This is a genomic window from Massilia niabensis, assembly GCF_042655085.1.
In the GTDB taxonomy this organism is placed as follows: Bacteria; Pseudomonadota; Gammaproteobacteria; order Burkholderiales; family Burkholderiaceae_D; genus Telluria; species Telluria niabensis.
This window is the reverse complement of sequence record NZ_JBHSMU010000014.1, coordinates 210,738-228,902: the sequence shown is the minus strand read 5'-3', so window position 1 is coordinate 228,902 and position 18,165 is coordinate 210,738. Positions and strand designations below refer to the sequence as shown.

Annotated in this window: 17 protein-coding genes; 3 read left to right on the top strand and 14 right to left on the bottom strand. The window is 66.6% G+C overall.

Annotated features, from left to right (window positions below):
* The first annotated feature begins 4 nt into the window (after positions 1-4).
* Positions 5-349, top strand: coding sequence for a Dabb family protein (locus ACFPN5_RS14165; RefSeq protein WP_379784320.1), 345 nt, complete (start codon positions 5-7; stop codon positions 347-349).
* 51 nt (positions 350-400) lie between these two features.
* Positions 401-1,423 (top strand): HDOD domain-containing protein, encoded by a 1,023-nt coding sequence (locus ACFPN5_RS14160; protein ID WP_379784318.1) that lies wholly within the window; start codon positions 401-403, stop codon positions 1,421-1,423.
* A gap of 7 nt (positions 1,424-1,430) precedes the next feature.
* On the opposite strand, the gene fdhD is transcribed toward ACFPN5_RS14160, so the two are convergent.
* A complete protein-coding gene (fdhD, locus tag ACFPN5_RS14155) occupies positions 1,431-2,270 on the bottom strand; it encodes a formate dehydrogenase accessory sulfurtransferase FdhD (RefSeq protein ID WP_379784316.1) in 840 nt (279 codons plus the stop codon).
* Positions 2,267-4,588 (bottom strand): FdhF/YdeP family oxidoreductase, encoded by a 2,322-nt coding sequence (locus ACFPN5_RS14150; RefSeq protein ID WP_379784314.1) that lies wholly within the window; start codon positions 4,586-4,588, stop codon positions 2,267-2,269. The genes fdhD and ACFPN5_RS14150 overlap by 4 nt, the downstream gene beginning before the upstream one ends.
* Before the next feature lie 196 nt (positions 4,589-4,784).
* Between ACFPN5_RS14150 and ACFPN5_RS14145 the strand changes: the two genes are divergently transcribed.
* Complete coding sequence (locus ACFPN5_RS14145; RefSeq protein ID WP_379784312.1) at positions 4,785-5,612, top strand: metallophosphoesterase; 828 nt, start codon at positions 4,785-4,787, stop codon at positions 5,610-5,612.
* A gap of 20 nt (positions 5,613-5,632) precedes the next feature.
* Here the strand turns inward: ACFPN5_RS14145 and ACFPN5_RS14140 are convergent, their stop codons facing one another.
* From ACFPN5_RS14140 to bamA, 12 genes are all read right to left on the bottom strand, one after another.
* Positions 5,633-7,792: a TonB-dependent receptor plug domain-containing protein gene (locus ACFPN5_RS14140; protein WP_379784310.1), complete on the bottom strand. Its 2,160-nt coding sequence runs from the start codon at positions 7,790-7,792 to the stop codon at positions 5,633-5,635.
* Positions 7,793-7,973: 181 nt separating this feature from the next.
* Positions 7,974-8,573 (bottom strand): DUF6151 family protein, encoded by a 600-nt coding sequence (locus tag ACFPN5_RS14135; RefSeq protein ID WP_379784308.1) that lies wholly within the window; start codon positions 8,571-8,573, stop codon positions 7,974-7,976.
* 3 nt (positions 8,574-8,576) lie between these two features.
* Positions 8,577-8,798, bottom strand: coding sequence for a hypothetical protein (locus tag ACFPN5_RS14130; protein ID WP_379784306.1), 222 nt, complete (start codon positions 8,796-8,798; stop codon positions 8,577-8,579).
* Between the two features lie 127 nt (positions 8,799-8,925).
* Positions 8,926-10,122: an EAL domain-containing response regulator gene (locus ACFPN5_RS14125; RefSeq protein ID WP_379784304.1), complete on the bottom strand. Its 1,197-nt coding sequence runs from the start codon at positions 10,120-10,122 to the stop codon at positions 8,926-8,928.
* A gap of 57 nt (positions 10,123-10,179) precedes the next feature.
* Positions 10,180-10,965, bottom strand: a complete 786-nt coding sequence (locus ACFPN5_RS14120; RefSeq protein ID WP_379784301.1) for a TrmH family RNA methyltransferase — start codon at positions 10,963-10,965, stop codon at positions 10,180-10,182.
* Entirely contained in the window at positions 10,962-11,651 is a 690-nt protein-coding gene (rnhB, locus tag ACFPN5_RS14115) for a ribonuclease HII (protein WP_379784299.1), read from the bottom strand. The genes ACFPN5_RS14120 and rnhB overlap by 4 nt, the downstream gene beginning before the upstream one ends.
* A gap of 66 nt (positions 11,652-11,717) precedes the next feature.
* Positions 11,718-12,896: a lipid-A-disaccharide synthase gene (gene lpxB / locus ACFPN5_RS14110; protein WP_379784297.1), complete on the bottom strand. Its 1,179-nt coding sequence runs from the start codon at positions 12,894-12,896 to the stop codon at positions 11,718-11,720.
* Entirely contained in the window at positions 12,880-13,668 is a 789-nt protein-coding gene (gene lpxA / locus ACFPN5_RS14105; protein ID WP_379784295.1) for an acyl-ACP--UDP-N-acetylglucosamine O-acyltransferase, read from the bottom strand. Before lpxA ends, lpxB begins: the two co-directional genes overlap by 17 nt.
* The gene (gene fabZ / locus ACFPN5_RS14100) at positions 13,669-14,169 is read right to left on the bottom strand and encodes a 3-hydroxyacyl-ACP dehydratase FabZ (RefSeq protein ID WP_379784293.1); all 501 of its coding nucleotides are present in this window, start codon (positions 14,167-14,169) and stop codon (positions 13,669-13,671) included. It lies immediately after the preceding gene.
* Positions 14,166-15,239, bottom strand: a complete 1,074-nt coding sequence (lpxD, locus tag ACFPN5_RS14095; RefSeq protein WP_379784291.1) for a UDP-3-O-(3-hydroxymyristoyl)glucosamine N-acyltransferase — start codon at positions 15,237-15,239, stop codon at positions 14,166-14,168. The genes fabZ and lpxD overlap by 4 nt, the downstream gene beginning before the upstream one ends.
* Positions 15,240-15,243: 4 nt before the next feature.
* Positions 15,244-15,735 carry an OmpH/Skp family outer membrane protein gene (locus ACFPN5_RS14090; RefSeq protein WP_379784289.1) on the bottom strand — a complete coding sequence of 164 codons (492 nt, stop codon included), beginning with the start codon at positions 15,733-15,735 and terminating at the stop codon, positions 15,244-15,246.
* An 89-nt stretch (positions 15,736-15,824) separates the two neighbouring features.
* Positions 15,825-18,158 carry an outer membrane protein assembly factor BamA gene (bamA, locus tag ACFPN5_RS14085; RefSeq protein ID WP_379784287.1) on the bottom strand — a complete coding sequence of 778 codons (2,334 nt, stop codon included), beginning with the start codon at positions 18,156-18,158 and terminating at the stop codon, positions 15,825-15,827.
* Positions 18,159-18,165: the final 7 nt, after the last annotated feature.

The window sequence follows — 18,165 nt, the reverse complement described above, 5'->3', positions numbered from 1 at the left end:
CGCCATGTCTGCCAACTTAGCTGCCAACCCAGCCGCCAACCCCTCATCCCTACTGCGCCACGTCGTCCTGTTTTCCTTCAAGGCCAGCGCCAGCGCCGAGCAGGTCGACCGTGTCGTCGGCGACTTCGGCACACTGAAAGACGCCGTTCCCGGCATCGAGGCCTATGAATGGGGCACCAACGTCAGCCCGGAAGGCCTGAACGACGGCTTCACCCACTGCTTCACACTGAGCTTCGCCACCGCCGAGGCGCGCGACGGCTACCTGGTCCACGCGGCGCACCAGGCCTTCGTCGCCACGCTCGGCGCCTGCCTCGAACGCTCGCTGGTCGTGGATTACTGGACCCAGTAACACCGCCGGCACGCTGTCGTCCGCCACCCTCCATCATGTAGAATCGCAGCCTTGACTTTGACGGGCAGCGGCAACATGGGGTGGCTGGACAAACTGTTAGGCGGCGAGAATGCGGACAAGCGCAGCGCCGTCGCTAGCGCATCGCCCGTGCCGGCGCACGCCGATCAGCGCTCGAGCGCCGCCGAGATCGACGCGACCTGGTACCGCTGGCTCGCGGCCGCATTGCCTCCGTATGCCGTGCCGGACCGCGAACAGCGCGTCCTGGACGAGCTGGCGCGCCTGGCCGAGGCGCCGCTGGCCGGCGCCGCGCTGGTGCCGCGCATGCCCGAGATCATCCCGCAGCTGATGCGCAGCCTGCGCGACGACAGCATGAACGCCGCCGAACTGTCGCGCCAGCTGTCGCAGGACCTGGTACTGGTGGCCGAGGTCTTCCGCGAAGCGAACCGGCCCGCGTATCTGCCCCGTTACCATGCCGGCCCCCCGGTCAGCAGCATCGAGGCGGCCATCATGCTGCTCGGGCAAAACGGCATGCGCATGCTGCTGGCCCGGGTCGCGTTCCGGCCGATCATCGGCATGGGGAGCGGACGCCATGCGCGGCGCGTGGCGCCGGCCATCTGGCGCCAGTCCGAAACCTGCGCGCTCGCCGCCAGCCGCCTCGCTCCCTCCATGCGCGCCAACCCGTTCGAGGCCTACCTGGCCGGCCTGATGGAAAACATCGGCCTCGTGGTCGCGTTCCGCCTGATCGACCAGGTCTGCCCGGGAGAAACGCTGCCGCACTCGGATGCCTTCATTGCCGCGCTGTTCAACGGGGCACGCGTCCTGTCGGCGCGCATTGCCGCGCTGTGGGAGTTTCCCGATCCGGTTACGCAGGCCATCGCGGCGGCTGGCGGCAGCGGCGCGAATAGCAACAGCGGCAGCAGCGCGCTGGCGCAGGCGCTGGCGCTGGGTGACCGCCTGGCCAAGCTGCGCCAGCTGGTCGACGGCGCCGTATTCCAGCCCGACGCCCCCGTCGTCACCGACGGCTTGACCGAGGCGGCGCTCGATTGCTTCGACAGACTTGGGGACGAAGAGTAGCGGCAGCTCAAGCCAGCATGCGCTCCGGATGGCTGTAGACCACATGCCTGCCGCCGCGCACGAAGCCGGCCAGGGTCAGCCCGGCTTCCTCGGCCATGCGCACCGCCAGTGCCGTCGGCGCCGAGATCGCCGCCAGCATGCCGAAGCCGGCGCGCGCTGCCTTTTGCACCATCTCGAAGCTGGCCCGGCTGGTCACGACCGCAAACCCGGGCGGAGGCTCGGCGCCGGCGCGTGCCAGCGAGCCGACCAGCTTGTCGAGCGCATTGTGGCGGCCGACGTCTTCGCGCACGCAGTCCAGGCGGCCTTCGGGATCGGCCCAGGCCGCCGCATGCACGGCGCCGGTCGCATGGTGCAGCTGCTGGCGCGCCGCCATGGCCGCCATCGCCCGGTGCAGCGCGGCCGGGTCGAACCGCGCCGCGGGGGCCGGGGGCGCCTCCGGCAGGCAGGCTTCGCGCTCGAAATATTCCAGGCTCTCGACGCCGCACAGGCCGCAGCCCGTCTTGCCGGTACGGGCAGCCCGCGCGCCCTTCATGCGCGCCATGGCGCCGGCGGCAATCCGCAGCGAGACGACGATACCGCGCGCGGTCTCTTCGACCTCGATGTCGTAGACGTCGCGCCGCTGGCGCACGATGCGCTCGCTCAAGGTAAAACCGAGCGCGAAGTCTTCCAAATCGAGCGGCGAAGCCAGCATCACGGCATGGGTGATGCCGTTGTAGGCCAGCGCCACCGGCACTTCCTCGGCCACCAGCTCGCTGCCTTCGCACATTCTGCCCGCTTCCCAGCGACTGGCAGCCAGGCGCTGCGTGGCCTCGGGCGCGGCGCCGAGAAAAGCCTCCGCCGCGTTCATGGCGCGCTCCCGCTGCGCTCGACCAGCACGTCGATCGCCTTGGCCGCCGGCACCTTGCTCTCCCTGGCGTGGTGCCAGAGCGGGATCAGCGGATTACATTCGGGGAAGTAGCCGGCCACCGCCCCTTCCGGAATATCGTAGGGCACCACCGCCAGGCCCTCGACGCGGCGCTCGACGCCGTCGTTCGAGGGGCAGCGCAGGTTGACCAGGTCACCCTGCGCCAGGGCCCGCCGCGCCATGTCCGCCCGGCTCATGAACAGCACCATGCGGCTGCCGTACACCCCGCGGAAGCGGTCGTCATGGCTGTAGACCGTGGTGTTGAACTGGCCGTCGCTGCGCACCGTGAACAGGCGCAGGGTGGCTGAATCGTCGGCATCGCCCGCATCGTGCTCCAGGTCGGGGTTGCCCGGCAGGCCTTCCGGCACCGTGAAGCCGGCCTTGCCGCTCTCGGTCTTCCATTCGCGGCGGGCCGCGCCCACCGGCTTGCGGAAGCCGCCGGGCGTCCACATGCGCGCATTGAAGTCGTGGAAGATGTCGGGATAGGTTTCGGCGATGGCGTCGCGGATCCGGCCGTAATCGGCGACCCAGGCATCCCAGTCGACCCGGGGATTCGCATCCAGCGTCGCCCTGGCGATGCCGGCCACGATCGCCGGCTCCGACAGCAGCGCCGGCGACGCCGGTTCGGCCATGCCGCGCGAACCGTGGATGCAGGCCGTGCTGTCCTCGACCGTCACCGCCTGTTCCCCGCCGCGCTGGCGGTCGATCTCGATCCGGCCCAGGCAAGGCAGGATGTAGGAGGCCTTGCCGTGGATGACGTGGTTGCGGTTCAGTTTGGTCGACACCTGCACCGTGAGCGGCAGTTCGCGCCAGGCCGCCTCCATCAGCACCGTCTCGGGCACCGCGCGCAGGAAATTCCCGCCCAGCGCGACAAAGGCGGGCACCTTGCGCGCCAGGATCGCTTCGCACGCCTCGACGGTATTCATGCCGGTCGCCCTCGGCGGCTCGAAAGCGTATTGCTCCTTGAGCTTGTCGAGCGGCGCCAGTTCCGGCTTCTCGGTGATGCCGACCGTGCGCTGGCCCTGCACGTTCGAGTGACCGCGCACCGGGCAGACACCGGCGCCGGGCTTGCCGATGTTCCCGCGCAGGAGCAGCAGGTTGACGACCATGGCCACGTTCTGCACGCCGTTGCGGTGCTGGGTCAGGCCCATGCCGTAGACGCCCAGGACCGCCTCGGCGCGCGCGTACACGCCTGCCGCCCGTTCCAGCGCCGCCCGGGCCAGCCCGGACTCGCGCTCGATGTCGGTCCAGGGGCAGGCGCGCACGGCGGCCTCGAATGCCTCGAAGCCGTCGGTGTGGGCGGCGATGAAGGCGGTGTCGAGCACGCGCGCGGCGCCGCCGGCCAATGCGGCATCGTCGAGGTCGAAGATCGCCTTGCACAGGCCCATGATGGCGGCCGTATCGCCGCCCGGCATGAGCTGGAGGTACTGGGTGCTGATCGGCGTTTCCTGTTTCGTCAGCATCTCGAGCGGGGACTGGGGATTGGTGAAGCTCACCAGGCCGCGCTCGCGCAGGGGATTGAAGGTGATGATCGGCACCCCGCGCCGGCGCGCCTCCTGCAGCTGGTGCAGCATGCGCGGGCTGTTCACGCCCACGTTCTGGCCGAAGAAGAAGATGCAGTCGGTCTGGGCGAAGTCATCCAGCACCACCGTGCCGACGCCGTCGCCGATGGTCTTTTGCAGCGCCACCGAGGTGCTCTCGTGGCACATGTTCGAACTGTCGGGCAGGTTGTTGTTGCCGTACATGCGGGCCAGCAGCCCATACATGTAGGAGGTTTCGAGCGAAGCCCGGCCCGAACTGTAGAACACGACCTGCTCGCGCTCGGCCGCGCGCAGCGCGGCGCCGATCTCGGCGAACGCGGTCTCCCAGGACAGCGGGCGGTACGTGTCGCTGGCCGCATCCCAGCGTAGCGGTACCGTCAGCCGCCCCTGGTCTTCCAGCGCATGGTCGCTCCAGGACTCGAGCTCCGTCACGGTGTGGCGCTCGAAGAAGTCGGCGCCGATCGCCTTGCTCGTCGTTTCCCAGGCGGTCGCCTTGGCGCCGCTTTCGCAGAATTCCAAGGGGTGCGGGTTGGCGGGCTTCGCCCAGGCGCAGCTGACGCAGGCAAAGCCGTCGGTTTTGTTCTGCTTGAGGAGCAGAGCGCTGTCCTTCACGACCGTCCGCTGGTCGAGCAGGATGTGCGCCACCTCGCCCACCGAACCCCAGCCGCCGGCCGGCATGCCGGGCTTCTCGATCCGTAGTTTCCGTGATTCCTCGCTCATGGCACCCCTCCCTGAAATAGAGCGCCCACCCTAGACCCCGGCATCGCCTGCCTCTGTGCGCATGCGCACGCACGGTCGACGATGCCCGCGCGTTCCCGGGACAATCGCGGGACAACCGGGGACAATTGCGCGACATCTGCGCGCCGCACGGGCCAGCCTGCCGCTCCGTGCCGCCAGCAGCTATACTGCCGGGACCATGCGCATCCAGCTGTTCTCCGACCTCCACCTCGAACGTTATCCGGCCTTCCAGCCACGGATCGCGCCCGGCATCGACGTGATCGTGCTGGCCGGCGACATCGGCTCCTACCAGGAAGGCTCGCGCCTGGGCGGCACGGACTTCGGTCTCGAGCGCTTCGCTCCCGCCCTGGGCGTGACCGATGCGCGGGTGCTCTACGTGCCGGGGAACCACGAGTACGACGGACTCGAATTCGACGCCGCGCACGCCCGCCTGCGCGCCACCTGCGAGCGCCTTGGCATCACCTGGCTCGATCGCGAGAGCCTGGCCGTCGACGGCGTGCGCTTCGTCGGCACGACCCTGTGGGCCGATTTCGATGCCCTCGCCGCCGGCCACGCCCCGGACAAACAGCAGCAGCTGCACCAGAAGGCGATCCGCGCGGCCAACTATTACCTCGGCAAGAACACGACCCTGCGTGACGGCGAGCCGGTGCTCGCCGACGGCTGGCGCGCCATGTCGCTCGACTGCCAGCAATGGCTGCGCGGCGCGCTGGCCCTGCCCTTCGACGGCCCCACGGTCGCGGTCACCCATTTCGCCCCCAGCCTGCGCAGCGCCGATCCGCGCTACGGGATCACGCCCGGTACCGCGGGCTTTTGCAATGCGCTCGACGAGCTGTTCCCCCTGGCCGAGGTCTGGATGCACGGCCACCTGCACTGCTGCAACGACTACACGGTCACGGGCGTGCAGGACGGGCGGCCCTGGTCGTGCCGGGTCGTGGCCAATCCGCTGGGCTACCTGAGCAAGGGCGAACAGGACGGCTTTCGCCCCGAGCTCGTGATCGAACTTTAATCCTGCTGCTCAGGCAACGTTCAGAACTTCATCTCCAGCGTTGTGCGCAGCTTGACGCCTTCCGGGTAGGTCCAGCCGCGTTTCTCCGTTCCGCGTAGCGGGTCGGTGTAGCTGATCTCGAAGGCATTGTCCTCGTTGAGCAGGTTGGACGCGGCAACCCGCAGCTGGACTTTCGGATTGAATTTCCATACCGCGTAGGTTTCCAGGTCGGTGTGCGCAGGCGAGTAATAGCCCCGGTTGGCGGCGACGCGGACAAAACCGCCACTGCGATGCACCAGGTTGCCGCCGGCCGTCAGCGCACCCGCCTTGTAGTCAACCCCGAGGTTCGCGGAGAGTGGCGTTTGCTGCTCCATGCGGTTGTCCGGCCCGGGCACGGACGCAACGCGCGACCAGTTGCGGCTGACATTGGCGCGCAGGTCGATCTCGGGCGCAGCTTTCATGAGGGCCTTGAGCGGGAATTTCGCTTCCAGCTCGAGGCTGCGCAGGGTGGCACGGTCCTCGTTGGACGGCGTGAAGATCCAGCGCAGGCCATCGAAGTACACGCGGTTGCTGGTGTAGTTGTCGATGCGACGCAGCGAGGTGCTCGCCGAGACCATCGCCCCTTCCGCCCAGTAGTGCTCCCAGCCGGCGTCGATGCCCCAGGCCAGCTCCGGCTCGAGCGCGGGATTGCCCTGGTAGTCGGCCTCGGTGGCGCTGTTGTTCTCCCAAGCCTGGCGGCGCGGCACCAGGCTTTCGAGTCCCGGCGCCTTGTAGGTGCGGCTGACGGCCAGGCGCAACTGGTCGCCCTTGCCGCCCGGGAGCTTGTACAGGGTCTGGAAGACCGGGCTCAGGACGCTCGAGCGCACACGCGTGTCCTCGACCGTGTTCCCGGCGACCCGCGTGCGGATGCCTTCCCAGCGCGCGCCGAGGTACACCGACCATTGCGGCGTCACTTCCCACTCATCCTGGGCGTAGACGGCGAAGCGTGCCACCTTTGCCGTGAAGGTCTCGTCAGGCAGTTGCCCGGGAGGCAGCGGGCGGACCGTGTCGCGCTCGGCGCGCAGCTCGTCGCTCTCGTTGCCGCCGGCATCCCAGCCCAGCGCCAGCACATGGCCGCCTTCAAAAGCGCGCGTGTATTTGCCGGTGCTGCTGACACCCTTCCAGCGCACCTCGGCGAACACGCTGCCGTCGGTGGCCGGGCGTCCCCTGCTGTCGACGCCCGAGCGCGGGTGAAAATCACGCCGAGCCGTGTTCTCAAGGCCGAGCTTCGTTTCCAGTTTCGCGCCGGAGGCCAAGGTGTGGGTCCAGCGCAGGTCCGATTTCAGCAGCGTGTTCTCGCCCTCGGCCCTGGTGTGCAGGTCGGGCACCGGTGGCGGATTCCCGACGAAGGTCGTCACCTGCGGATGCGCGCGGTTGCGGAACCGGACGGCGTTCACGAGATTTTCCCATGACAACGTGTCGCCGTTTTCCAGCTTCCAGTTAAAGCGCGGACCGAGGTTGATCTTGCTGGTGTACCCGCGCTCGGGCACGACCGTCGCGCGCCGCAGGTCGACCATGCCGCCGGGCGCGGTGTTCTCTTCGAAACCCAGGGCCTCGCGTTCGAAGTTCTCGTGGCTGCCGGTGGCAGACACCGAGTACGACGACCGCTCGCCGCTCTCCCCCAGCTGCAGGTTCAGCGTCGGCCCGTGGAAGTCGCTCGAATGGAGGTAACCGAGTTTGACTTCGCGTTCGCGCTTGCGCGCGGCCTTGCGCAGCACGATGTTGATGGTGCCCGCGACCGATTGGGTCGACATCTCCGCCGTGGCGGAGCGCAGCACTTCGATGCGTTCGACCTGCTCGGGCGACAGGGTGTCGATCGCAAAACCCGGCGACATGCGCTCGCCGTTCACCAGCACCTGGGTGTAGCCCGCGCCGAGCCCGCGTATCTGCACTTGCAAGCTGCGTCCCGAACCGGTGGTTACCGTGACGCCGGGGATGCGCTTGAATACGTCGAGCACGCTGGCGTCGCCGTAGCGCGCGATTTCCTCGCGGCCAATGACGATCCTGGTCGCCGTGTCGTCGCGGCGCGGATCGTAGCTCGCTGCCGTCCCCTTGACTTCCACCCTGGCGATCGGGTCGGCAGGAACAGGCTCCTGTGCAAATGCCGTGGCGCACAGCCCGGCGACGAGGACTACCAGATAACGGGGACCCAGCGACGCCATGCTCTACTCTCCAGAAATAAGTTTTTCCTGTTATTGGAACATCTACACTCCGGAGGATAGCACCATATAGGCTCGCAATAGAAGATGGAATTGCTACTACATAGCAATTTAATGGCAACGCTAACGCAAAAGCCCTGCACATGGCCGGGCTTGGTGGTCTCCGAAGACGTTCCTGGCAGGCTCAGCGCGTCAGCGCGGCACGCTCGTCCAGGGTGAGCACCCTTGGCTGGCGCAGCGGTGCGCTGCCATCGGACAGGAAGAAGGGATTGTTGCGGTAGCCGCCCCCAATGCGGGCGCGCAGGATGCTCGTGCCGATCTTGACTACCGCCCAGGCGGTGCGCACCGGCGTCGGCTTGACAGGTGCAAGCGCCGAGCCGGTCTCGACGACGATGCGGGAACGCCCGAGCTGGCGGTCCAGGGTTTCGGGCGGCGCGTCGAGGCAGGCGCGCACCAGGCCGACATACGGGGTTTTCCGGTCGCGCGGGGTGTTGCCGATCGGCGTGCGGCAGCAGGTCGCATACCAGCGGTACAGCCCGCGCGGGCTGAGCGACATGCAGCCCAGGTGCTCGAGCCCGCTCGTGAAGCGTACCGCGCCCGGCAGCGTGGCCGCTACCTCGGTGCCGCCCGCAGCGTCGAGCACGTCGGCTTTGCCGCCTTCGCGCTCCAGGAAGCGGGCAAAGGCCTGGCAGTCCTTGCAATAGCAGACCGCGCGCGCGGCCACGCCCGCGGCATCCACCTCGCCCTGCAGCTTGCCGCACCGGCAGCGCAACTCGATCGTCATGGCTTACTCCAGGAAGTCCGCGCCGCGCGAGGCGGCTGCCAGTTCCGCCGCCGTCGGGAGCGGGTGGCGCCGTTCGGCCGGCTTCGTCAGCACGCGTTTGGCGACTTCGAAGGGCACGCCCATGCCGGCGAGTTCGCGCGCCGGCGAGGCGCGCTTGCCAGATGCGGGGGTGTGGGTGGCTGCGTCGATCAGCAGCGCGGTTTTGTAGTCGCTTCGTCGGTCCATGTGGTCATCCTATCATGCCCACCGGAGCGTCTGACAAAACGTACAGGGCAAGGCGCACCGTCGAAGACAGTACGTGAGTACGGCGAGACGGTGCAACGCCGCCATGTGCGTTTTGTCGGGCGCGACCTTAGAAGAAGTGCTGCCAGTCTTCGAGCCACCCCGGGAACGCTTTCGCTTCCATCGGATTGGCGATGTGATAGCCCTGCGCATAGGTACAGCCGAGCCCCTGCAGGAAATCCCAGTCCTGGCGCGTCTCGACGCCGACGGCGACCGACATGCGGTCCAGGCTGTGCGCCAGGCTCATGCACGAGCGCAGCACGGTGCCGAGCGGCCGGCGCTTGGATGCGCCATCGACAAAACTGCGGTCGATCTTCAGTTCCGTGAACGGGATGCGCGCCAGCAGCTGCAGGTTCGAGCGGCCGGTGCCGTAGTCGTCGATCGCCAGGCCAAAGCCCATCATGCGCAGGCGTACCAGGCGCTCGATGAAGTTGGGGTCGGTATTCAGGACCGAAGACTCGGGCATCTCGAAGGTGATGTAGTCGGGCAGCACCGTGTGGCGGCTGAGGCAGGTCGTGATCTGGCGCAGGAAAGCCGGATGGGCGAGCGTCTCGGGCGCCAGGTTGATCGAGATCGAGATCGGCGTGCCCTGGTCGTGGAACCAGCGGCAATGCTCGACGGACAGCTCGATCATGCTCCAGTCGAGGAAATCGATGCGGTTGTTCTGTTCCAGGGCCTCGATGAAGGCCGAGGGGCCCAGCAGGCCGTGCTCGGGATGGCGCCAGCGCGCAAAGGTCTCCAGGCCCTTCACCTGCCCGGTTGCCAGCTCGATCTTCGGCTGGAAGAAGGGCTCGAACTGGCGCTTCTGCAAACCCGAGCCGATTTCGGCGAACGAGAAACGCGGCGTCTCGTCGACCAGGTCGTGCGTTGCCTGCGGCACGTAATTGTCGATGAGCGGCTTCAGCTTGGCGGCGGTGACCGGCTTGCTGACGGAGCCGAGCAGGTCGATGCCGTAGACCTGGGCCAGCGTCTCCACCGAAAACAGCAAATTCGCCGGCTGGGCGCCGGTAACGACCAGGCTGATGCCGGAGTCGAGCGTGGCCAGGTTGCGGATCAGCTCGAGGCCGTCCATCCCCGGCAGCGCCAGGTCGATGATCGCCACATGCACGCGCGGCGTGAAGCCGGCCTGGAAGGTGCGCAGGGCCATGTGCCCGTCCGGCACGTCCGTCACGCGGCTGGCGCCGAGGCGGCCCAGCATCTCGACCAGCGACGCGCGCTGGGCGTTGTCGGCTTCGGCGACCAGGAAGTGCAAATGCGCGATGTCCATCTCGACTCCAAAAACTGTTAACCCGGGACAAGATTAACCCGGCGGCGGCAGTGCCGTCTAGCTTCCCTGCTGGCGCAGCTGTTCGAAGAAGCAGATGGCGGCCGCGGCGGCCACGTTCAGCGACTCGACCTGGCCGCCATGGGGGATCACTACCTGGTGCGTGGCCATGGCCATCAGCTCGGGCCCCACGCCCTGCCCTTCGTGGCCGAGCAGCCAGGCCACGGGGCCGCGCAGATCGACCTCGTACAGTTTTTGCTGCGCGTAGCCGCTCATGGCCAGCACGGGGATGTTCGACTGCTCAATCAATGCGCCCAGGTCGACGTTCTCGAAGATCTCGAGGACGAAATGCGCGCCCATCGCCGCCCGCAGCACCTTGGGCGACCAGCAGAAGGCGGTGCCGGGACTGCAGAACACCTGGGTGATGCCGGCCGCGCCCGCGCTACGCAGGATCGAGCCGACGTTGCCCGGGTCCTGCACCCCGTCGAGCAGGACGGCGGAGACCGTCATGGCCGCAGGCTGGCCTGGTGCCGGGGTCTCGACCAGGAACAGCAGATTCACGCCATGCTCGACCTGGCTGAGGGCGCCGAACAGCGCATCCGGCAGCACCGTCACGTGGGCGCGCAGGGCTTCGCAACGCTCGACGATGTCGGCCACCTCCGGGTTGTGCAGCGCCTCTTCGGAGACGATGCAGTGGGCCGGTGCGCCGCGCAGGTCGAGCCAGGACTGGCACAGGTGCACGCCGTCGAGCAGCGTGCGGCCGGCCTTGCGGCGCGCCTGCGAACTGGCGGCGAGCGCCTTGAGTTCTTTATAAAACGGGTTGTCGCGCGAGGTGACGGTCTTCATGCAGGCTGGACCTCGTCCGCACAATCGAAGGCGTCTTCGACGCTTGGGGCGAACAAGTCGACCTGCAGCAGGTTGCGCACCGGCGCGAACGAGCGGCGGTGGACCGGCGACGGGCCGTGCTGGCGCAGGCGCTCGAGGTGCAGCGCCGTCGAATAGCCCTTGTGCTGGTCGAAGCAGTACTGCGGGTACTGTGCGTGCAGGCGCACCAGCTCGGCGTCGCGCGCGGTTTTCGCCAGGATCGAGGCCGCCGAAATGGCGTGGCACTTGTCGTCGCCCTCGATCACGGCGTGGGCGCGGATGCTCATCGGCGGGCAGCGGTTGCCGTCGATCAGGGCAATCGTCGGCAGGGTCTGCAGGGCTTCGACGGCGCGCCGCATCGCGAGCATCGTCGCATGCAGGATATTTAGGGTGTCGATTTCGTCGCAGGACGCTTCTGCAATCGCCCAGGCCAGCGCGTACTCGCGGATCTGCGGCGCCAGCTCGTCGCGGCGCGCCTCGGTCAGCTTTTTCGAGTCGCGCAGGCCCTCGATCGGGCGCTTCGGGTCGAGGATGACGGCGGCCGCGAAGACCGGGCCAGCCAGCGGGCCGCGGCCGGCCTCGTCCACGCCGCAGACGATGTCGAGGTCGGTGAACGGACGCAGCCGGGGCGGCAGGCCGGGATAGAAATTGACGCGCTTTTTGCTCATTGCTTGTTACTTGACTTGTATTTCGTTCAGCTGCTGGCTTGATGCCCGGCGCCGCTCATGTGCCGCTTATTTGCCAATCACCCGCAGCACCGCCTCGGCGCTCACCGAGGCACTGTTGCGCAGCAGGCTATGGTGCATCTCCGTAAATCGCCCTGCCAGCTTATCGCGTCGCGCCGTGTCGTTCAACTGCGCCCACACGGCATCCGCCATTGCCTCGGGGGTGGCGGCATTCTGCAACAGTTCCGGCACCAGGAATTCGCGCGCCAGGATATTCGGCAGCCCGATCCAGGGCTGGTAGCCCATGTGGCGCATGATTTCCCAGGATGCGCGCATCACCTTGTAGGCGATGACCATCGGCTTCTTGAACAGCGCCACTTCCAGGGTTGCCGTGCCCGAGGCCACCAGCACCGCGTCGGCCGCGGCAATCGCCGTGTGCGAGCTGCCGTCCACCAGTGTCAAGGGAACACCCTGCAGGCCTGCCTGCGCCACGATCTGGTTGAAATAGGCACGCTGCCTGTCGCCCGCCATCGGCACCACGAAGCTGAGGCCGGGGTCGCGTTTGGCAAGCAGGCCGGCGGCGCGCACGAAAGGCTCGGCCAGGTATTTCAGTTCGCCCATGCGGCTGCCCGGCATGATCGTCACCACACGGGCATCGGGCGCCAGCCCGAGCGCGGTGCGCGCGGCCACGGTATCCGGTACCAGCGGAATCGTTTCCGCCAGCGGGTGGCCGATATAGGTCACCGGCACGCCGGCGTCGCGGTAGATTTGCTCTTCGAACGGAAAGATCACCAGCATGTGCGACACCGCGCGCTGGATCTTCTTGATGCGGCCGCCGCGCCAGGCCCAGATCTGGGGGCCGACGAAGTGCACCGTCGGAATCCCCTGTGCACGCAGCTGCTCTTCCAGCCCGAGGTTAAAGCCGGGATAGTCGGCGCCGATGAAGGCGGCCGGCCTCTCTTCAAGAAGGCGATCGCGCAGGCGGTTCTGGATGCCCTTGATTTCGCGGTAGCGCGGGATGATCTCGAACAGGCCGCGCACGGTCAGGGTCTCGAGCGGCACATCCGATACAAAACCCTGCTCGATCATGCGCGGGCCACCGATGCCGTGGAAGCGCGCGTTGGGCAGATGCGGACGCAGTCCCGCGATCAGGCGCGCCGCGAGCATGTCGCCGGACACCTCGCCGGCGACCATGGCTAGCGAAACGCCAGGCGGCGTGACGAGGGACAGCTTAGCGGACGATGCCACGGGTGGCGGCGCCCAGGAAATCGCGCATCGCGCGGATCTCGCCTGCCGCTTCCGGCATGTTGGCTTCTTCCTGCGCGAGCGCCGCTTTCGCTTCTTCCAGCGTCAGGTTCGAGCGGTAGATGTGCTTGTAGGCGGCGCGCACGCCGTCGATCTGGGCACGGGTGAAGCCGCGGCGCTTGAGGCCCTCGATGTTCACGCCGCGCGCGCCGGCCGGGTTGCCCGAAACGAGCACGAAGGGCGGCACGTCCTGGGTCAGGCTGGTGTACATGCCGATGAAGGCATGCGCGCCGATCTTGCAGAACTGGTGCACGCCGGCGTAACCGGACAGGATCGCGTGGTCGCCCACGTGGACATGGCCCGCGAGCTGCGCATTGTTCGAGAAGATCGTGTGGCTGCCCACCTGGCAGTCATGGGCCAGGTGCACGTAGGCCGAGATCCAGTTGTCGTTGCCGAGCCTCGTGACGCCCTCATCCTGGGCCGTGCCCAGGTTGAAAGTCACGAATTCCCTTACCGTGTTGTCGTTGCCGATCTCGAGGCGGGTCGGCTCGCCCTTCCACTTCTTGTCCTGGGGCGCGGCCCCGATCGAACAGAACTGGAAGAAGCGGTTGTTCTCGCCGATGGTCGTGTGGCCTTCGATGACCACATGCGGACCGACCACGGTGCCGGCGCCGATGCGCACGTTCGGCCCGATAATCGAGTACGGGCCGACCTCGACCGAGCTGTCGAGCTCGGCCCTCGGGTCGACGATCGCACTCTGGTGAATCTTGTTCATTTACTGCCCCGCTGCCGCCGGTGCGGTCTCGTTTGCACGAATCGTGCACATCAGTTCACCCTCGACCGCGACCTTGCCGTCGACGCTGGCCGTGGCCTTGTACTTCCAGATGCCGCGCGAGACGCGCAGGATCTCGACATCCATCACCAGCTGGTCGCCAGGGCCCACCGGACGCTTGAAGCGTGCGTTGTCGATGCCGACGAAATACACCACCGAGTTTTCGTCGGGCTTCACGTCCATCGTCATGAACGACAGGATCGCGGCGGTCTGCGCCATCGCTTCGATCATCAGGACGCCCGGCATCACCGGCTGGTGCGGAAAGTGGCCGTTGAAGAATTCTTCGTTGACGGTCACGTTCTTGATGGCGGTGATGCGCTTGCCGATTTCGACATCGAGCACGCGGTCGACCAGCAGCAGCGGATAGCGGTGCGGCAGGTATTCCTTGATCTCGTTGATGCCGAGGGTACGCTTTGCGGTGGGGGTGGCAATAGATTCGGTCATTTTTGTTCTGTAATCGTTTTGATTGTTTTTTCCAATGCGCGGATCTTGTCGCGCATGGTGTTCAGGTTGCGCACGATCGCGGCCGACTTCTCCCATTCGGCATTCTTCGCCAGCGGATAAAAGCCCGTGTACTGGCCGGGTTCGAGCACCGAGCGCGAGACCATGCTGCCCGACGAGATGTGCACGTTGTCGGCGATCTCGAGGTGCCCGAGCACCATCGCCGCACCGCCGAAGGTGCAGCGGCTGCCGATCTTCGCGCTGCCGGCCACGCCCACGCAGCCGGCCATCGCCGTATGCTTGCCGATGTGGCAGTTGTGGCCGATCTGGATCTGGTTGTCGAGCTTGACGCCGTCTTCGATGACCGTGTCGGCCAGGGCCCCGCGGTCGATCGAGGTGTTCGAGCCGATGTCGACGTCGTCGCCGATGACCACGCGCCCGGTCTGCGGGATCTTGATGTAGACGCCCGCCTCGCTGGCGAAGCCGAAGCCGTCGCCGCCGATCACCGCGCCCGAATGCACGATGCCGCGCGCGCCGATGACGCACTGGCGGTGGAAGGTGACGTTGGCGAAAAAGCGCGTGCCCTCGCCGACAATGGCTTCCTTGCCGATGAAGCAGCCGTGGTCGATCACGGCGCCGGCATTCACCACTGCACCCGCTTCGATCGTGACATGTGGGCCCACGTGGGCGCTGGCGTCGATCTTCGCGGACGGGTCCACCACCGCGCTCGGGTGGATGCCCGGCGCCGGCGCGCTTTCCTCCAGCGACACGAAGTACTGCGCGGCGCGGGCGAAATAGGCGTAGGGGTTGGTGGTGACGATGCGCGCGCCGGCATAGGTGGCGGCGACGGACGGATCGTCCAGCGGCGACAGGATCAGCGCGGCGGCCTCGCTTTGCGCGGCCAGCGCGCGCAGCTTGCTGTTGGAGAGGAAGCTGATCTGGGTCGGGCCGGCGTTGTCGAGCGGGGCGATCGAGGCGACGACGAGGTCGGGGTTACCGAGCAGCTGGCCGCCGAAACGCTCGACCAGGTCGCCCAGGCGCACGCCCTGGGGGTGTGATTCGCGTTGTTCCAAAATATTACTTGTCCATCAGTTTCAGGATCTTGTCGGTGATGTCGATCCGGGGACTCGACCACGCCGCTTCCTGCAGCACGGCGTCCAGCTTTTCCTGCTCGGCGATCTGTTCGATGATCTTGAAGGCCTTCTGGGCGATGGCGGCGCGTTCTTCACCCTTGCGCTGCATCAGGTCTTCCGTGAACTCGCGGTTCATGCGCTGCACGTCTTTTTCCATGTCGAACAGTTCGCGCGCGCGGCGGGTGCGCTCGACGTCGGCCAGGCGCGGCGCATCGGCGTCGAACTTCTCGCTCATCTGCTTGAACTTGGCCACCATCTCTTCGGTCGTCTTCTGTCGCTTCGAAAACTCGGCCTGGATCTTGGCGTCGGCGGCCTTGGCCATCTTCGACTCGGTCATCAGGCGCTCGGTGAACACGAAGCCGATGCGGCCCGTCGTCTGCGCCATGACCGGTAGCGCGCTGGCGCACAGCGCCGCCAGCAAGATCGCAGAAGGCACACTGCGCGGCAACGAGGCTATCAGGTTTTTCAACATAATTCTCCGCGATGAAAAGGTGTAACGCAAAGGTGGCACCGACGGGCGGCCGGTCAGAAGCCCGTGCCCATCTGGAACTGGAAGCGCTCGAGCTGGTCGCCCGGTTTCGCGTTCAAGGGCTTAGCATAACTCAGGCGCAGCGGTCCGACCGGGGAAATCCACGACAGGCCGATACCGGCCGAGTAGCGCAGCTCGCCGAGGTAGATCTTCGACTTCTCCTGGAATACCTGGCCGCCGTCGGCGAAGGTGAACCAGCGCAGGCTGCGGTCCTTGCTGCCCGGGAACGGGAACTGCAATTCGACACTGCCGATCACGCGCTTCGAGCCGCCGATGGCGTCGCCGTAACGCGGATCGACCACGCCCAGGGTCGAGCTTTCGTAGCCGCGCACCGAACCGATGCCGCCGGCATAGAAGTTCTTGAAGACCGGGTAGGCGTCGCCGCCGATGCCCTTGCCGTAGTCGAGTTCGCCGCGCAGGGCCAGCGTCATCCAGCTCGTGATCGGGCGGTACCACTGCTGTTCGTAGACCAGGCGGTAGTACTTGGCGTCGCCGAACGCGTCGATCTCGATGTTGGCGCGCTGGTAGCGGCCGACACTCGGGGTCAGCGCGCTGTCGCGGCTGTCGCGGCCCCAGGCCGCAGTCAGTGGGATCGCCAGGCTCGTGGCGGTACCGATACCGTTGGCCGGGCCGCCGTTCTGCGCCACGAAGGACTGGTACAGGGTCGGGCTGGTCTCGTCGGTCGTCAGCGAAGTGCGCTCGATGCCGGCGCCGAAGTAGACGGTATCGGTTTCCGAGAACGGCACGCCGAAGGTCATGTTGCCGCCGTTCTGGCGCACCGTGTAGGAACCGATGTTCTCCAGCGGCGGACGGGTCGTGCGGTGGTACAGCTGGAAGGAGCGCGAAATGCCGTCGTCGGTGAAGTACGGGTTGGTGTTCGAGAACGCGATCGTGCGGCTGTACTTCGAGGTGTTCAGGTCGATGCCGACCGTCTGGCCGCTGCCGGCAAAGTTGGCTTGCTGGACCGAGGCCGTGAAGGTGAACTTCTCGGCCTGCGAGAACGAGCCGCCGATCATGAAGTTACCGGTCGGCTTTTCCTCGACCGTCAGGTTGACGTCGACCTGGTCGCCTGTGCCCGGCGACTCCGGCGTGTCGACCTTGACTTCCTTGAAGTAGCCGAGGCGGTCGACACGGTCGCGCGAGAGCTTGACGCGGTCGGCGTCGTACCAGGCGCCTTCGAACTGGCGGAATTCGCGGCGGATCACTTCGTCGCGGGTGACGGTATTGCCGGCGATGTTAATGTGGCGCACATAGGCGCGCTTGCCCGGATCGACGATGAAGGTGAAGGCGACTTCGCGCTTCTCGCGGTTGATTTCCGGGTTGGCGTTGACACTGGCAAATGCGTAGCCGAACGTGCCCAGGCGGGCGGCGATGCGCTTGTTGGTCGCTTCCTGCAGCGCGCCCGAATACGGCTTGCCCGGCTGGAGCAGGATCAGCTGGCGCAGTTCTTCCTCGCGCCCGAAGGTCTCGCCTTCCAGGGCAACCGAGGACACCGTGTACTTCTCGCCTTCGGCGATGTTGATCGTCAGGTAGATCTCGCGCTTGTCCGGCGTGATCGAGACCTGGGTCGATTCGACGTTCGCTTCCAGGTAGCCGCGGTCGAGGTAGAACGACTTGATCGCTTCCAGGTCGCCGGTCAGCTTGGTCTTGGAATACTGGTCGGCTTTCGAGTACCAGGTCAGCCAGCCGGAGGTCGAGAGCTGCAGCACGTCGCGCAATTCCTTGTCCGAGAAGACCTTGTTGCCGACGATGTTGATACCCTTGATGCGCGCGACATCGCCTTCGTCGACGTTGAACATCACGTTGACGCGGTTACGCTCGATCGGGGTGATGGTGGTGGTGATCTTCACGCCATACAGGCCGTGCGACAGGTACTGGCGTTTCAGTTCCTGTTCGGCGCGGTCGACCGAGGCCTTGTCGTAGATCTTGGTCTCGCCCACGCCGATGTCGCGCAGGGCCTTGATCAGCATGTCCTTCTCGAATTCTTTTGTACCGGTGAAATCGACCGAGGCAATCGCCGGGCGCTCTTCGACCAGCACCACCAGCACGCCCTTGTCTTCTTCCAGGCGGATGTCCTTGAAGAAGCCGGTCGCATACAGCGCCTTGATCGCAGCGACGCTCTTCTCGTCGTTGAAGGTCTCGCCCACGCGCACCGGCAGGTAGGTGAACACGGTGCCGGCTTCAGTGCGCTGGATGCCTTCGATCCGGATGTCTTTCACGACGAACGGTTCGACGGCAAGCGCAGGGCCGGCACACAGGGCCAGCACAGCCGCGCCGATCAGGCTGCGACGAACGAACGGCAGGGCAAAACGATCTTGTTGTGATTTCATTGGCTAA

Bases quoted from the DNA above. Each gene is read 5' to 3' on its own strand.
- ACFPN5_RS14165 (WP_379784320.1), top strand. From the start codon at position 5: ATGTCTGCCAACTTAGCTGCCAACCCAGCCGCCAACCCCTCATCCCTA.
- fdhD (WP_379784316.1), bottom strand. From the start codon at position 2,270: ATGAACGCGGCGGAGGCTTTTCTCGGCGCCGCGCCCGAGGCCACGCAG.
- ACFPN5_RS14150 (WP_379784314.1), bottom strand. From the start codon at position 4,588: ATGAGCGAGGAATCACGGAAACTACGGATCGAGAAGCCCGGCATGCCG.
- ACFPN5_RS14145 (WP_379784312.1), top strand. From the start codon at position 4,785: ATGCGCATCCAGCTGTTCTCCGACCTCCACCTCGAACGTTATCCGGCC.
- ACFPN5_RS14140 (WP_379784310.1), bottom strand. From the start codon at position 7,792: ATGGCGTCGCTGGGTCCCCGTTATCTGGTAGTCCTCGTCGCCGGGCTG.
- ACFPN5_RS14135 (WP_379784308.1), bottom strand. From the start codon at position 8,573: ATGACGATCGAGTTGCGCTGCCGGTGCGGCAAGCTGCAGGGCGAGGTG.
- ACFPN5_RS14130 (WP_379784306.1), bottom strand. From the start codon at position 8,798: ATGGACCGACGAAGCGACTACAAAACCGCGCTGCTGATCGACGCAGCC.
- ACFPN5_RS14125 (WP_379784304.1), bottom strand. From the start codon at position 10,122: ATGGACATCGCGCATTTGCACTTCCTGGTCGCCGAAGCCGACAACGCC.
- ACFPN5_RS14120 (WP_379784301.1), bottom strand. From the start codon at position 10,965: ATGAAGACCGTCACCTCGCGCGACAACCCGTTTTATAAAGAACTCAAG.
- rnhB (WP_379784299.1), bottom strand. From the start codon at position 11,651: ATGAGCAAAAAGCGCGTCAATTTCTATCCCGGCCTGCCGCCCCGGCTG.
- lpxA (WP_379784295.1), bottom strand. From the start codon at position 13,668: ATGAACAAGATTCACCAGAGTGCGATCGTCGACCCGAGGGCCGAGCTC.
- fabZ (WP_379784293.1), bottom strand. From the start codon at position 14,169: ATGACCGAATCTATTGCCACCCCCACCGCAAAGCGTACCCTCGGCATC.
- bamA (WP_379784287.1), bottom strand. From the start codon at position 18,158: ATGAAATCACAACAAGATCGTTTTGCCCTGCCGTTCGTTCGTCGCAGC.